A 14,853-nucleotide genomic window follows, 5' to 3' on the forward strand; every position below is an offset into this window, starting at 1 on the left:
TCAAGAGCCTCCACATGATCGGAATCGATAGAGACAGCGGGGCCACGGTCGACGACTGGCTGCAATTTGTGCAGCGCGCGACCCGGGCCCTGACCACACCGCTGGGCACCCGGCAAAAACGCCCGTTGTACGGATCGTTGATCCCCACGCTGCTGGGGCAGAACCTCGGTGACGACGTTCTGCTTCTGGCCCAGAGCCACGCGGCGCAAGCGTTCTACAACAAGCAAAACGGCATCGACGATTTTCAGCCACAAGTGATCGTCGCCAGCCGCCAGGGCGCCGGTCTGCGGCTGCGCTTCGCCGGCATCTGGAAAAACCGTCAACAAACCTTCGAGGTCGTGACATGAGCATGTTGATCCCCGGCCAGAACCAATTGGCCGAACCCGCGCTGATCACCGTTGAAGCCTTCGAAGACTTGCTCGCCGAGTTCAAGACTTTCGTCATCGAATACGTCGGTGTGCGTTCGCCGGACAGTGCCGCAAAACTCAAGACCAGCCTGGAAAACGAAAGCGAACTGCTGACCCTGGCGCTTGAGGCTTTCTGTGTTCGGCTGCAAACCCACGAACGCAAATACAACGCCCGCATCAAACAGATGCTGGCGTGGTGGGCGACGGGGAGCAACCTCGATGCGCGGCTAGCGGACATGGGCCTGGAGCGGCAGTTGCTTGATCCCGGCGACCCGGCGGCATTCCCGCCAGTGCCGGCGATTTATGAAAGCGACGACGATGCCCGCTTGCGTTATTACCTGGCGCCCCATGCGCCGGCAGCAGGTTCGCGGATGCAGTATCGCCGCGAAGTTTTCACCCTCGGCGAGCGTCCGACGGTGCAGGTCGAATCCACTGAGGCGGGTGTGGTGAATGTCACTTACACCTTCAACCCGGACGGCCTCGCTGCACAGGTCAAGGATGGCAATGGTCGGCGCACCGCGCCGGGCGAAGTGCAGGTCACTGTGCTGTCCCGCGACGGTGATGGCGCGCCTTCCGCGACATTGCTTGACGGCGTTCGTCAGCACTTCGCGCGGCCTGATGTACGACCGGAAACCGACCTTGTCACGGTCAAGGCAGCCGATATTCAGCGCTACAAGATTCGCGTGGTCGCGAAGATAAATTCCGGCCCCGATTCGGGTCTGACCAAAGTCGCCGCACAGCAACAATTGCAGGCCTACGCTGACAGTTGCCATCGTCTTGAAGGCCGCGTTGATCCAAGCTGGATCGACTACACGCTGCACAGCGCCGGCGCTGTGCAACTGCAGATTCTCGAACCGCTGGCGCCGATCGTGACGACGGCGTTTCAAGCGCCGTACTGCACCGCAGTCGAAGTTGAGGTGCTGACGCTATGAGTGAGCCAACTCAGCGTCCGACGCTGCTGCCGGCCAACAGCTCGGCACTCGAACGAAGTCTGGATCTGGGCTTCGGCGCACTGCTTGATCGCATCGCGCCGCCGTTTCCCGAACTGATGAACCCAGCAGAAACACCAGTCGCCTTTCTGCCGTATCTGGCAGCGGATCGCGGTGTTGCTGAATGGAGCACCGCCGCACCGGAAGCTGAAAAACGCCTGACCGTCGAACTGGCCTGGCCCACCGCGCGCCAGGCTGGCACCCGCAAGGCGTTGGAAAACGCCGCCAAGGGTTTGCAGTTAAGACCCGAGATCCGCGCCTGGTACGAACAGACACCACCCGGTGCGCCGTACAGCTTTTCCGTGCGCGCCTTCAGCGACCAACCCTACAGCGAAGAAATCGATGCTCGTCTCGACCGACGTCTGGCGGATGCCAAGAGCGAACGCGATGTGCTGACGGTCTCGGTCGGCTTGAGCGCTTTCGGCAATCACGTCATCGCCGCCGCGACGTTCTGCGGTGAACTGACCACGGTTTATCCGGTGTTCATCGAAGGGCTCGAAACCTCGGGAGAGGCATTCATGGCTGCCGGCATGTACACCGTCGAAACATCCACAATTTATCCTCAGGGGGCCTGAATGGCTGACTATTACACCCTGCTCACCAACGCAGGGATTGCCTACGAAACGGCGTGCAAGGCCGCGGGCACGCCGATCAAGTTGACGCAGATTTCCGTCGGTGACGGCGGCGGCACGGTCTACAACCCGGCCGCGACCGCCACCGCGCTGAAACGCGAAGTCTGGCGCGGCCCGCTCAATGCGCTGTTCCAGGACGAGAAGAACCCGAGCTGGCTGCTCGCCGAAGTGACCATTCCGCCGGATGTTGGCGGCTGGTATGTGCGAGAGGCGGGGCTGTGGACTGATACCGGGATTCTTTACGCCATCGTCAAATATCCGGAGTCGTTCAAACCGGTACTGGCGACGTCGGGTTCGGGTAAAGAGTTTTACATTCGCTCGATTTTCGAGACGAGCAATGCTTCGCTGGTGACGTTGTTGATTGATGACACCGTCGTTAAAGCCACGCGCGCCTGGGTCATGAGTTACCTTGCCGAAGAGCTCGGCAAACTTGATGGCAAGCAGTCGGTGCGTGTTGCGGCTACCACCAACGTGGTGCTGAACGGTGCGCAGCAAATCGATGGTGTTGCAGTGGTTGCTGGCGACCGCGTGCTGCTGCCAAGCCAGACGCTGGCCAAGGATAACGGCCTGTGGGTTGTTGCCAACGGTGACTGGCAGCGGGCTAACGACGCTAACACCAGCGGCAAGGTAACGCCGGGCGTTACGGTAATGGTCGAGGAGGGGACGGCCAACGGTGATTCGCTGTGGCACCTGACTACCAATGCGCCAATTACACTCGGTACGACTGCGCTGACATTCAAGATGCTCGCGGGCCGCACCGGAATTGCGGCCGGGACTTACAAGACTCTGACCGTTGACGAATATGGTCGTGCGACTGCGGGTGCAAACCCGGAGACGCTGGCAGGATTTGGCATCAAGGATTCGTACACCAAGGCTGAAGTCGAAGCGCTGATTGCCAAGGCCTCAGCGTTGCCGGTGGGTTCGATTGTGGCGTTCCCGGTTGATGCACCGCCGCCGGGTTTTCTGGAGCTGGATAACAGCGTCAAGAGCAGTGCGACTTATCCGGACTTGAGCGCTTATCTAGGTAGCAAGTTCAACAAGGGTGATGAGGGCGTTGGCAACTTCCGCTTACCCGAGGCGCGTGGGGAGTTCTTGCGTGGTTGGGATCATGGGCGTGGAGTAGACGCCGGACGTGGTCTCGGCAGTTGGCAGGCCGACGACAACAAGGCGCATGCTCATACCGTCACCCGCATGCAGGCGTTCGCCAATGCGACCGGCAGTAATCCGAGTGCCGTAGTGGTAGACAACGGCAATACGGCCGTAATGACCAATTTCGCAGCAGGCTTCAATAGTTCTGGTGGCCCGGAGGCACGACCTCGCAACATCGCCGTCATGTGGTGCATCAAAGCCTGGAACGCCCCGGTCAATCAGGGAACCATCGACGTAGCCGCGCTGGCGAAGGAAGTCGAACGGCTCAAATCCGCTGTTCCGGTGGGTGCTGTTCTGGCATTCCCGACGGGCATCGTCGCGCCGGGTTATCTGGAGCTGGATGGCAGTGTGCAGAGCATTGCGACTTATCCGGATCTGGCAGCCTATCTCGGCACTGTCTATAACAAAGGCAATGAAGGTGCGGGCAACTTCCGATTGCCGGAGTCGCGTGGTGAGTTCCTTCGTGGCTGGGATCACGGACGCGGCGTGGACGCCGGGCGTGGCATCGGCACTTGGCAAGCTGACGACAATAAATCCCACATTCACGGGACTACCTATGACGTCATCAGCGATATTTTCGCGGCCGGAGATGTCAGACGTAATTATCTTCAGCAATACAACAATGTTGACGATGTCGTAACAAAGGCGTCGGGTGGAGCTGAAGCACGTCCCCGTAACCTTGCGGTCATGTGGTGCATCAAAGCCTGGAACGCGCCGATCAATCAGGGAAACATTGATGTCGCTGCGTTGGCGGCTGATGCCAAACTGGCCCGACTCAACGGCGCAGAGGTGGGCGCCGCGCGTAATCTGAGAATGTCGCTGCCGGCTGCCGCATCGGTTGCAACACTTACCGCTGACCAACTGATTGTCGAGCAACCGGGTGTCGGTCAGTACAAGTTGGCGAATCTCAGTCTTTCGATAAATCTGACAGTCACTGGCGCTGGCGGAATGGACAGCGGTGCTGCACCTGTCAACGGTAGTGTCGGTATTTACGTCATCTACAACCCCGAGTTAAGGGTTGCGAAGTTGCTGGGCATCAATGCGACATCTAGTTCCGCTCCCGACGTTTATGCTGGCACCAGCATGCCCGCCGGTTATAGCGCAAGTGCGCTCGTCAGTGTGTGGCAAACCGATGCCAATCGATTGATGAACACCGGCATTCAGCATCAGCGTTCAATTTCCATTGCTCAGACGATAGTGCTGGAAAACGGTTTATCGATGTTGCCGACACCGATCTCGCTGGCCTCTGTTGTTCCGAGGAATGCGAAAACTGTCGGTGGTTACGTTCATTACATCGGAAGCGCTGATTTCCCAGGTGGTGGCTCTCTGGGGCTTTCGTCGGATGTCACCGAAGTGGGGCTGAAAGCATGCGGCATCGGTGGAATCGTCGGACTGGGTGTTCTCAGCCCATTCTCTGATCTGGTCATGACGACTCCGCAGACTATCTTTTATCGACTCTATTCGTCGGTTTCCCGTGCAAACGATGTCCACATCTCCCAATACACTTTTTAAGGGGTCATCTATGTTTAGAGCCTACTCAAATGTGGGGACGACCTTTCGGTGTGTCGCCCCAGACTGGCCATTGGCTGACGGTGAAGTACTGTTTGACCATGAACCCACCCTTCAAGAGCTGGAAGATGCCTTCGGTTTGGCGAACGGCGAGATGTTCGTCAAGCATCAATTGGACCTAATTGCTGAAGAGCGATTTCGCCGAGAAGGTTCGGGCATCGTGGTTGCGGGAGTAGGTATAGACTCATCCCGTGACAGTCAATCACTGATCGCTGGAATGGCGGTTTCCGCGATGCTCGATCCTGAATATCGCTGCAGCTACAAGTCTGTCGCGGGGTTTGTCGATTTGACCGCCCCGCAAATCCTGCAAATTGCACAAGCTTTGCGGTCTCATGTTCAGGCCTGCTTTGATCGGGAAAAAGCGTTGTCCGAGTCTGCTCGAGCAGGAAAGTACGGCAGCGAAATGCTGACCGAGGGCTGGCCAGACTCCATGATTGAAACGCCAGTCACAAACCTTCAGTAGAACGCCCCTGAATTTCGGGGCGTTTTCTTATCCCCCAAATGCATTCAACACCCGCCAAGCCCCTCCCCAAGAGGGGCTTTCCCGTTTATGGAGAAACGAAAAATGGCAACCCGCCAAACCTACACCGTGCTCGTCCCATTCCCCACCGGCGGTGGGCACTGGTCGAGCGTCGGTCAAGACCTTGATCTGCTCGACGTCGAGGCCAGTGCCTTGCACTTCGCCGGTCGACTGGAACTGAAAACCCCAACCACCCAGGCCAAAAAGGCCGCTGCCAAGAAGGCTGACTGACTATGGCTGAAGTTCTGAACTTCGAGCACAACGGCATTACCGTCAATGCCACCGAATCCCCCGAGGCCATGGGTGGCCTGGGTGACAACGTCATCGGTCTGGTCGGCACTGCGCCGAAAGCCGATCCGCTGATTCCGCGTAACGCGCCGTTCCGCATCAACAGCTTCACCACCCACGCGCTGCTCGATCCGACCGGTGCGGAAGAGGGCACCCTATACCACGCGGTCTACCAGATCCTCAAAGTGGTCAAGGTGCCGGTGTATGTGGTGATCGTCGAAGCGGGCGCGACCCCGGCCGACACCGTCAACAACGTGATCGGCGGTGTTGATCCGCTGACCGGGCGCAAGCTCGGTCTGGCCGCGCTGGGCAGTGTCCCGGAAGACCTGACCATCATCGGTGCGCCGGGCTTCACCGGCACCAAAGCGGTGGCCAGCGAGTTCGCCTCGTTCGGCAAGCGCATCAAGGCCCGTGTGGTGCTGGACGGCAAGGACGCCTCGGTCGCCGATCAAGTGCTTTACAGCCAGGAGCTGGGCGGCGCCGACCTCGGTTTCGACCGTTGCCTGGTGGTGCACAACATGCCGGCGGTGTACTCGAAAGCGGCGAAGAAAAACGTCTTCCTGTCGCCTTCCAGCCTGGCGATTGCCGCGCTGGCTAAGGTCAAGCAGTGGGAGAGCCCGGGCAACCAGGTGACCTACGCTGAAGACGTTTCGCGGGTCGTTGAATACAACATCCTCGACACCTCCACCGAAGGCGATCTGCTCAACCGCTACGGCGTCAGCTACTACGCCCGCACCGTGCTCGGCGGCTTCTCGCTGCTGGGTAACCGCTCGATCACCGGCAAGTTCATCAGCTACGTCGGCCTTGAAGATGCGATCAGCCGCAAGCTGGTCAAGGCCGGCCAGAAAGCCATGGCCAAGAACCTCACCAAGTCGTTCATGGATCAAGAGGTCAAGCGCATCAACGATTGGCTGCAAACCCTGGTCGCCGACGAAACCATTCCTGGCGGCAGCGTGTATCTGCACCCGGAACTGAACAGCGTCGAGAAGTACAAGAACGGCACCTGGTACGTGGTCATCGACTACGGCCGCTACGCGCCGAACGAACACATGGTTTATCAACTCAACGCCCGCGATGAAATCATCGAGCAGTTCCTGGAGGACGTTCTCTAATGTTTACCAACCGCGTAAGACAGGCCATCGCGGCCACCCTGCAAGGCCTGCCGTTGTCGGCAACCGTTGAAGAATTCACCCCGCCGAAGATCGAATTCGACGTGGAAGAAATGCGTGGCGGCCGCTTCATCGTCGAAGAAATGGCCAAGGGCGGCAAAGCGCTCAACGCCAAGCTGACCCTGCAAGGCCTCGGCGCCGAAGTCATGCTCGCACTGGGTGTGAAGCTGGGCGACGACATCCTGCTGAACGTGCGTGAAGCCGGTCAGGATCAGGATGGCAACACCTGGTTCACCTATCACACCGTCGGCGGCAAGCTGAAATCCCTCGAAGAAACCGCAGTGAAAATGGGTGAAAAACCCAAGACCAACCTGGAGCTGTCCTGCCGCACCTACAACCGCCTGGAAAACGGCGTGCCGGTGATCGACATCGACGTGCGTACCCAGAAGTTCGTGCTCAACGGCGTCGACATCCTCGGTGATGCGCGGCGTGCGGTGCTGATGCCGTAACTCACGGCTCACAGGCAATCACAAAACCCTGTGGGAGCGAGCCTGCTCGCGAAGCCTTAGGCACATTCAACATCAATGTGACTGAACGACCGCTTTCGCGAGCAGGCTCGCTCCCACAGTGGGCCAGTGTGACTGGCAGAAATTGAGTAACCCCCAAGAATCACCAAGGAATTCATACATGTCGTGGATGCCACCCCAGCATGACCTGCTGTCGCCAATTACCGGCGACGACGGTTCGCAGATCGAAACGATCCAGCTCAAACCGCTGTTCTACGCCGCACAGAAAGAAGCGCTGGAACGCGCCGGCGATGACGAAGACGATCAGTTCTTCGAACTGGCCCTGCTCGCCACCGGCCTGTCGGTCAAGGAACTCGACCAGCTCAAGCGCCCGGACTACGTGAGCATCGCCCAGTACGTGCACGAGATGTCGACCCGACCGGCGTCGTACTTTCTCGACCAGGTCGAAGACGCGGAAATATCCGCCGATCCCGACGAAGTGCAACTGCTGCAACCGCTCGCCGTGACCGGTCGCACCGTGACCTCGCTGTCGCTGGAAATGCCGGCACTTCGCGCCACCAAAGTGATGAAGAAACTGAAAACGGCCAAGGAACGCGCCGAGTTCATCACCGCCCATTGCACCGGTCTGATGATCCCTGATCTGGCCCTGATGACCGTCCCGGACTGGACGCAATTGCAGGTGCGCATCGACGATTTTTTAAACCAGCCGGCGGCCTACTTTCGGAACGCGATATCGAAGTAATCCTCGATATCGTCCCGCTCATTTACCCGGTAAGTGAGGCGGAAATTCTCGAATGGGACGCCGAAAAGGCGTTGCGCCGCTACGACATAGCGATCACTCGCCTTGGCGTGAAACAGGAGTAGAGCGGCAATGGCAGAGAGTAAATATTCGCCGACGTACGCCGATGAGCGCAGTGCGGCAGCCCCCGGCAATATCAGTTTGAACATGGCAGCGTTGAGCTCCGGCACAGGAGCGATTGGCCGCGAGCAGATTTCCAGCCTGAGTCAGGCGCTGATCACCGCGAGTATCAAGATCGGCTCGCTGACGGCCGCGATCGACTCATTGAGGCTGGCGTTGTCCAGCCTGCGTTCGATCTCGCTGAACGGCAATGCGAAGAGCGAGTCGCCCCGCGAACCGACAACGCCGGGTGAGGCCAGTGAGCGGGCCAAGGTGCCTGAGAGTCTCAAGCCAGCGATTGACTTGTACACGGCTGCTGCCGAGTTGGGCAGCACCGCACAACTGCCGCCAAAGCAGTCCAATGAAATGGCGCTGTCGAGCCTGATCATGGCTACTAGGCCATTGGTGGCGGCGGGCGGCACGAGTGGTCTAGAGTTGCTCAAGGTCGCCACACTGGCGGCTGACGCAGGGGTCGGCAATGAGCTCACCAATGCGTCGGACAAACCTTTTGAATTGCTCAACTTCGCCAGCGACGCTGCGATCGTTGCGTCAGCCTTCAAAATCCCGGCCATGGAAGTCGCCGAAATGATGGCGGTTTGGCGCACTTCGATGAAGCTCACTCGCGATCAGGCGTTTGATCTCGCGGATGCGACAAACCAGCTCGGCAAAATACCGGGTGGCGCCAAACCGGCGGACATCGGTGCCGTTCTCAAACAGTCGGGTGATGCGGCCATTGCGGCGGGCCTGCAACCCGAGCAAGCCGCCGCGCTTTCCGCAGCCTTGCTCAACAGCGGGACGAAAAAAGACGATGCCGGCGAGGCGTTGAAGCGCATTTCCCACGCGCTGGACAAGGGGGATAACGCGTCCGCCACCGAGCGTGGCGCCTGGAAGCAACTGGGGCTGGATCCCGCGGCCGTGACCGCGGCGATGCATGACCCGGACAAGCAAAGTGCACAGGGAGCGGTACTGTCAGTGCTGGCTGCGCTGAACGCCCAACCGGCCGAGCAACGCGCCCAGTTGGCGCAGACACTATTTGCCGATGGCGGTAATGCGGTGCAGTTGCTGTCGCAGAACCTTGGCGACGTCAACCAGGCCTTCTCGCAAGTGAAGGACAAAGACCAGTACGCGACGTCGAAGGTCGGTGATCAGAGTTCGGTGCGCCAGTCTGCACTGGCGCTCTCCAATACCCCGCAAGGGCAGTGGAACGCTCAGAATGCGCGAAGCGATCGGTTGACCATCGCCAGCGCCAATGCCGTGGCACCTTCTCCAGAGGCGCTAAGTGTTGCCGGTGCCAGCCTCGACAGAATGAGTGAATTCGCCGAGGCCCATCCGACGACGGCTGCGGTGATCATCACTGTCGGCACAGCCTTGAAAAAGATATTCGATGTGCTGTTGGACACCGCTGTCGAGGAGGGGAAAGAGCGGTTGGGCAAACGGATACCCGGTGGCGCACCGGGCAATCCTCCCGATCTTTCATCTACCGGCGATTCTGCAGTGCAGCTTCCAACGGATGCGCCGGTGGTGGAGATCGCCAGTCTGGCGCCCGCGACTGCCAGGGAAATGGACATCGGCGAACCCACAGCCTTGCTCAATACGCCGCGCCTGGGGCCTCCGAGCGTTGCCATGGAAACGAATACCCAGGTTGCTCCAGCTTCGGACAAAGATGCGGGAGCCGCATTGAGTGATCGGCTCGTGTTCTTCGCTCCCGACACCCTCTCCGCGCCCGGCCAGGTCAGCAAGGATCTGGCGAGCGCCCAGGCCGCCAACCAGCATGTCACTTACGCACCTTCGGTTCAGGTGTACTGCAGTGATCCGGGGAGTTCGGAAAACATCGGATTGCTGGTGACACAGCACCTGCGAAGCCAGTTCCACAGCCAATTCACACCGCTGATGACCAGCAACCCACTCGCCACCCGCCGTGACGCAGCCCTGACCGATGGAGTCGCCTGATGAAACAACAAATGGCATTGGGCAGTTTCATCTTCGGCCTCTCGCGCCAGTTTGCGTACCACTCGTTGTTGCGCAAGTCCGATGGCGGCTGGACGGAAATACAGATCCTCACCAGCAAACCGAAATCCAGCCAGACCGGCCAGAAGTCGGAAACCCTGACCATCACCGGCAAGTCGATGTACGCCGTGGCCATGGATCGGCTGGATGAATTGCGCGACTTGCAGGCGCTGCGTATACCGCTGCCGCTGATCGATGGCATCGGTCGCAACTGGGGTCTGTGGCGGATCAACAACGTTCAGGAAACCCAGACCTACATCATCGATGACGGTACGGCGATGGTGGTCGATTGGGTCATCGAATTGGCGGAGTTCAATAATGCGTAAGGTTCGAAGCGTGGCCGGTGATTCGGTGAATCTGCTGCTCTATCGCGAAACGGGGCGCAGCGATGATGTGGCTGAAGAAGCGCTGTGGAAACTTAATCCGACCCTGGCCGAGCACGGCCCGATCCTGCCCGCAGGCGTCTGGGTTGTGCTGCCTGAACTCGACAGCAAACCCGCCGCAATCAAATCGCTCACAGCCTGGGATTAAGGAGGTCGCATGACACTGGGTTTTACCCCGGCGATAGAAATCTACGGCGCCCATGCGGCCCTGCTCAATCAGCGTCTGATCAGTTGGGAACATATCGATGCCGCGGGCATCGAGTCGGATCAACTGACGTTGACGGTGGACCTTGAAGGTCTCGACGGTTTGCCGAGTCTCGGTGGCCGAATCGGTCTGAAAGTCGGTTACCTGGAATCGGGCATGGTCGACAAAGGCCAATTCAAAGTCACTCGCTTGACGCCGACGCTGTTCCCGTTCCGTCTGACCCTGGTCGCTACTGCAGCGCCATTCAGCAAGGATGACGAGACCGGCTTCAAGCAGCGCCGCACGGCGAGTCACGGGCCGACCACTTTAGGTGCGCTGTTTCGTGAACTGGTGTTGCGGCACGGCTTTTCACCACGGGTCGCTCCCGATGTGTCGTTGATCCGTATCGAGCACATTGATCAGACCAACGAAACCGACATGGGCTTTCTGACGCGATTGGCGATGAAGTACAACGTGGTCGCCAAACCGTACGATCAGATTTACGTGCTGGCGCGGTCCGGCCAGACCAAATCGTTGTCGGGGCAGACGCTGGCGGATGTGACCTTGTCGGTGACCCGCAACAACCGCCCCGGCGATCACGCCTTTATCAGCGCCACTCTGGAAGAATCCGCCCGCGAGCAGGCCAAGGGCTGCAAGACCTGTTTTGTCGATGCTGTTACAGGCGTTTTGCACTGGGTCGAAACGGGACTTGCGCCGTTCAAGACCATCCGCCAGAAGCAACCCAACGAAGCCGACGCCATTGCCGTGGGCGAAGGCGAAGTGCGCAAAATGCTCCGGCAAAAGTTCAAGGTGAAGATCACCTGCCCGGGCAATCCGCGACTGGCCGCTGAAGGCCTGGTGCTGCTCGATGATACCTGGCCGGATTTCATGCGCGGACGCTGGTCGATCGACAAGGTCACCGCCAGCGGCAATCGCGAGAACAGCTATCGCTGCCTGATCGATGCCAGCGGCCTCGATCCAAAGGCTGAAGACTGATCTCTCAACACCACCAATCCCTTGTAGGAGTGAGCCTGCTCGCGATTGCGGTGTGTCAGTCACCATCGATTCTGACTGTAAGTCCGCTATCGCGAGCAGGCTCACTCCTACATGAGTCCTGCGGTAACTCCCACTATTTGGAACACCCCCATGAAGATCACCCCGATCCTCACGCAGCTGCGTGGGCAATGCCCGAGCCTGGCCAATCACATTTCGGTGGGTGTCGATCTGGCGCTGCTACAAGGCAACCCGGATCTGCCAACACCCTCGGCCTACGTGCTGCCAATTGCCGATCTGGCCAGCAACAGCACCACCCAAAACCTCACCACCCAACCGATCCGCGACCGCTTCGAAATCGTCCTGGTGCTTGACGCTACCGACGCTACAAAAGCGCTGGATCTGTTGCACGACCTGCGCGCCGAGTTGTGGCGCGCGCTGGTCGGTTTCAAACCTGATTCCACCTACAGCGCCATCGTTTACGACGGCGGCGAAATGGTCTCGATCAACAGCAGCCGCGCCTTTTACCGGCTGCGCTTTTTTGCCGAGTTCCAGCTCGGCCGCAATCTGCCGAGTCAGCCTGCGGAGAGTTGGCACGAACGCGAACTGGACGGTTTGTCGTCCTTTACCGGGGCCACCGTGCGGGTCGATGCGATCGACCCGGCCGACCCCAACCTGAAACGCCCGGGCCCCGATGGGCGCGTGGAAATGACTTTCTCTGGAGACGTAACCCCATGAGCAATCGCATCACCGTACTGCCGGCCGCTGGCCGTGTCGTACCGGACCCGGAGGCGGGCGATCTGCTGCCGGCCGAAGGCCGTGAAGTGCTGGACAGCGCCTGGTGGCGCCGACGTCTGGCCGACGGCGATATCACCCTCAAAACCGCACCAGCCAAACAAAAGGGAGCCAAATAATGGCGATCGGATTCAGCAACATCCCTGCGGACATTCGTGTACCGCTGTTCTATGCCGAAATGGACAACTCGGCCGCCAATAGCGCGAGTTCGACCCTACGTCGTTTGATCGTTGCCCAGGTCAACGACAACATCGCGCCGACCGAGGTCGGCAAACTGGTTTTGGTCTCCAGCGTTGCGCTGGCGAAAAGCATCGGTGGCCAAGGCTCGATGCTCGCCTCGATGTACGAGACCTTCCGCAAGGCCGACCCGATCGGTGAGATCTGGTGCCTGCCGCTGCACAACACCGAAGGCGCGATCGCCAAAGGCGTGCTGACTCTGACCGGCACCGCCACTCAGGCCGGCGTGCTCAATCTGTATGTCGGCGGCGTGCGTGTGCAAGCCACCGTGGTCAACGGTGCCACCGCTGCCCAGGCAGCCACTGCACTGGCGCAAAAAATCAACGCCACCGCCGACCTGCCGGTCAGCGCTGCCGCTGCCGAAGGTGTGGTCACCCTGAACGCCAAATGGACTGGCGACAGCGGCAACGACATCAGCTTGCAATTCAATCGCCTGGGCAAGAGCAACGGCGAAGAAACCCCGGCTGGCCTGACCACTGCAGTCACTGCCATGACCGGCGGTGCCGGTGTGCCGGATCAGGTTGAAGCCATTGCCGCGCTGGGTGACGAGCCGTTCGAATTCATCGCACTGCCATGGTCCGATCTGTCGACCCTCAACACCTGGCAAGCGGTCATGGATGACAGCACCGGTCGCTGGTCGTGGGCCAAGCAACTGTTCGGTCACGTCTACAGCGCCAAGCGCGGCACCGTCGGTACGCTGGTCGCAGCAGGCCAGGCGCGTAACGATCAGCACATGACCATTCAGGCGCTGGAGCCGGGCGTACCGCAACCGTTCTGGGTACAAGCCGCCGCACTGGCTGCACGCACCGCCGTATTCATCTCTGCCGACGCCAGCCGTCCGACCCAGAGCGGCAGCCTGCCGGGCGTTGACCCGGCACCGGCGAGTGAGCGCTTCACCCTGACCGAGCGTCAGTCGCTGCTCAACTACGGCATCGCCACCGCGTACTACGAGGGCGGCTACGTGCGCATCCAGCGCTCGATCACCACCTACCAGAAAAACGCTTACGGTCAGGCCGACAACTCCTACCTGGACAGCGAAACCATGCACCAGTCGGCGTTCATCGTGCGCCGTCTGCAAAGCGTGATCACCAGCAAGTACGGCCGGCACAAACTGGCTTCCGACGGCACCCGTTTCGGCGCCGGCCAGCCAATTGTCACCCCGGCGACCATTCGCGGCGAGCTGATCGCCCAGTACGCCAAGCTGGAACTCGAAGGCCACGTGGAGAACGCCGAGCTGTTTGCCGAGCACCTGATCGTCGAGCGCGACGTGCAGGACCCGAGCCGCGTGAACGTGCTGTTCCCGCCGGATTACATCAACGGTCTTCGCGTGTTCGCACTGCTCAACCAATTCCGTCTGCAGTACGACGACGCGGCTTGATCGCCGCGTTTGACCACCAGCATTCAGCCCACCGCGTGTGGGCTTTTTTATTCAAGGGAGTAACACCATGGGTCAACTGATTGCAGGCACCTGCTACGTCAAAGTCGACGGCGCACAACTGACCATCAATGGCGGCTGCGAAGCCCCGCTGATGGCGGTCAAACGCGAAACCGTCGTACCCGGCTTCTACAAGGAAACCGACATCGCGCCGTCGTTCAAAGTGACCGCGCTGCACACCGCCGACTTCCCGCTGAAGAAGCTGATCGAAGGCACCGACATCACCGTCACCTGCGAATTCAGCAACGGCAAAGTCTACGTACTGGCCGGCGCCTACCTGGTCGAAGAACCCGTCTCCAAAGGCGATGACGCCACCATCGAACTGAAATTCGAAGGCATCAAGGGGACCTGGCAATGAGCGGCGCCGTGAAGCTTCAGGTTGCGATCGAAGCTCACGGCGAGCCCCTGACCGAACTCGTCCTGCGCCGTCCGACGGTGCAGGAGGTGCGAGCGATCAAGGCGCTGCCGTACAAGATCGACAAGAGCGAAGAAGTCAGCCTCGACATGGACGTGGCGGCCAAATACATCGCCGTGTGCGCCGGTATTCCACCGTCGTCGGTCAACCAGTTGGATCTGGCTGACCTCAATGCGCTGAGCTGGGCCGTTGCGAGTTTTTTCATGAGTGCGGCGTCGGCGCCATCACCGACCTGATCGCCGTCGCCTATGACCTGGCCTGGTTCTGGAAGGTTGACCCCGAACAGATGATGGCCAGGCCACTGGATGTGCTCCGC

General features: G+C 59.9%; 18 protein-coding genes. All 18 read left to right on the forward strand.

What is annotated here, in order from left to right; genetic code table 11:
• The first annotated feature begins 14 nt into the window (after window positions 1-14).
• Window positions 15-347 (forward strand): phage baseplate protein, encoded by a 333-nt coding sequence (locus AC1DVF_RS16055; RefSeq protein WP_093436526.1) that lies wholly within the window; start codon window positions 15-17, stop codon window positions 345-347.
• Window positions 344-1,339, forward strand: coding sequence for a baseplate J/gp47 family protein (locus tag AC1DVF_RS16060; protein WP_257357137.1), 996 nt, complete (start codon window positions 344-346; stop codon window positions 1,337-1,339). The genes AC1DVF_RS16055 and AC1DVF_RS16060 overlap by 4 nt, the downstream gene beginning before the upstream one ends.
• Entirely contained in the window at window positions 1,336-1,971 is a 636-nt protein-coding gene (locus tag AC1DVF_RS16065) for a phage tail protein I (protein ID WP_477782767.1), read from the forward strand. Before AC1DVF_RS16060 ends, AC1DVF_RS16065 begins: the two co-directional genes overlap by 4 nt.
• Window positions 1,972-4,689, forward strand: a complete 2,718-nt coding sequence (locus AC1DVF_RS16070) for a phage tail-collar fiber domain-containing protein (protein ID WP_477782768.1) — start codon at window positions 1,972-1,974, stop codon at window positions 4,687-4,689.
• Between the two features lie 70 nt (window positions 4,690-4,759).
• Window positions 4,760-5,209, forward strand: a complete 450-nt coding sequence (locus AC1DVF_RS16075; protein WP_477782769.1) for a DUF4376 domain-containing protein — start codon at window positions 4,760-4,762, stop codon at window positions 5,207-5,209.
• A gap of 102 nt (window positions 5,210-5,311) precedes the next feature.
• Window positions 5,312-5,497 carry a hypothetical protein gene (locus AC1DVF_RS16080; RefSeq protein ID WP_122843259.1) on the forward strand — a complete coding sequence of 62 codons (186 nt, stop codon included), beginning with the start codon at window positions 5,312-5,314 and terminating at the stop codon, window positions 5,495-5,497.
• Between the two features lie 2 nt (window positions 5,498-5,499).
• Window positions 5,500-6,666 carry a phage tail sheath protein gene (locus tag AC1DVF_RS16085; RefSeq protein ID WP_242204863.1) on the forward strand — a complete coding sequence of 389 codons (1,167 nt, stop codon included), beginning with the start codon at window positions 5,500-5,502 and terminating at the stop codon, window positions 6,664-6,666.
• Window positions 6,666-7,172 carry a phage major tail tube protein gene (locus AC1DVF_RS16090; RefSeq protein ID WP_016985055.1) on the forward strand — a complete coding sequence of 169 codons (507 nt, stop codon included), beginning with the start codon at window positions 6,666-6,668 and terminating at the stop codon, window positions 7,170-7,172. The genes AC1DVF_RS16085 and AC1DVF_RS16090 overlap by 1 nt, the downstream gene beginning before the upstream one ends.
• 178 nt (window positions 7,173-7,350) lie before the next feature.
• On the forward strand, window positions 7,351-7,932 hold the full coding sequence (locus AC1DVF_RS16095) for a phage tail assembly protein (RefSeq protein ID WP_477782770.1): 582 nt from the start codon (window positions 7,351-7,353) through the stop codon (window positions 7,930-7,932).
• Window positions 7,933-8,061: 129 nt separating this feature from the next.
• Complete coding sequence (locus AC1DVF_RS16100; RefSeq protein ID WP_477782771.1) at window positions 8,062-10,038, forward strand: phage tail tape measure protein; 1,977 nt, start codon at window positions 8,062-8,064, stop codon at window positions 10,036-10,038.
• Window positions 10,038-10,421, forward strand: coding sequence for a phage tail protein (locus AC1DVF_RS16105; protein WP_477782772.1), 384 nt, complete (start codon window positions 10,038-10,040; stop codon window positions 10,419-10,421). Before AC1DVF_RS16100 ends, AC1DVF_RS16105 begins: the two co-directional genes overlap by 1 nt.
• Entirely contained in the window at window positions 10,414-10,626 is a 213-nt protein-coding gene (locus AC1DVF_RS16110) for a tail protein X (protein WP_477782773.1), read from the forward strand. Before AC1DVF_RS16105 ends, AC1DVF_RS16110 begins: the two co-directional genes overlap by 8 nt.
• Before the next feature lie 9 nt (window positions 10,627-10,635).
• Window positions 10,636-11,658: a phage late control D family protein gene (locus AC1DVF_RS16115; protein WP_477782774.1), complete on the forward strand. Its 1,023-nt coding sequence runs from the start codon at window positions 10,636-10,638 to the stop codon at window positions 11,656-11,658.
• A gap of 150 nt (window positions 11,659-11,808) precedes the next feature.
• Window positions 11,809-12,393 (forward strand): phage tail terminator protein, encoded by a 585-nt coding sequence (locus tag AC1DVF_RS16120; RefSeq protein ID WP_477782775.1) that lies wholly within the window; start codon window positions 11,809-11,811, stop codon window positions 12,391-12,393.
• Entirely contained in the window at window positions 12,390-12,569 is a 180-nt protein-coding gene (locus tag AC1DVF_RS16125) for a DUF2635 domain-containing protein (RefSeq protein ID WP_093436496.1), read from the forward strand. The genes AC1DVF_RS16120 and AC1DVF_RS16125 overlap by 4 nt, the downstream gene beginning before the upstream one ends.
• Window positions 12,569-14,065, forward strand: a complete 1,497-nt coding sequence (locus tag AC1DVF_RS16130) for a phage tail sheath subtilisin-like domain-containing protein (RefSeq protein ID WP_095050429.1) — start codon at window positions 12,569-12,571, stop codon at window positions 14,063-14,065. The genes AC1DVF_RS16125 and AC1DVF_RS16130 overlap by 1 nt, the downstream gene beginning before the upstream one ends.
• A gap of 67 nt (window positions 14,066-14,132) precedes the next feature.
• The gene (locus AC1DVF_RS16135; protein WP_007908779.1) at window positions 14,133-14,480 is read left to right on the forward strand and encodes a phage tail tube protein; all 348 of its coding nucleotides are present in this window, start codon (window positions 14,133-14,135) and stop codon (window positions 14,478-14,480) included.
• A complete protein-coding gene (locus AC1DVF_RS16140; RefSeq protein WP_007908778.1) occupies window positions 14,477-14,773 on the forward strand; it encodes a phage tail assembly protein in 297 nt (98 codons plus the stop codon). Before AC1DVF_RS16135 ends, AC1DVF_RS16140 begins: the two co-directional genes overlap by 4 nt.
• Window positions 14,774-14,853: the final 80 nt, after the last annotated feature.

The sequence above is a fragment of the Pseudomonas sp. P4_D7 genome, from assembly GCF_056401755.1.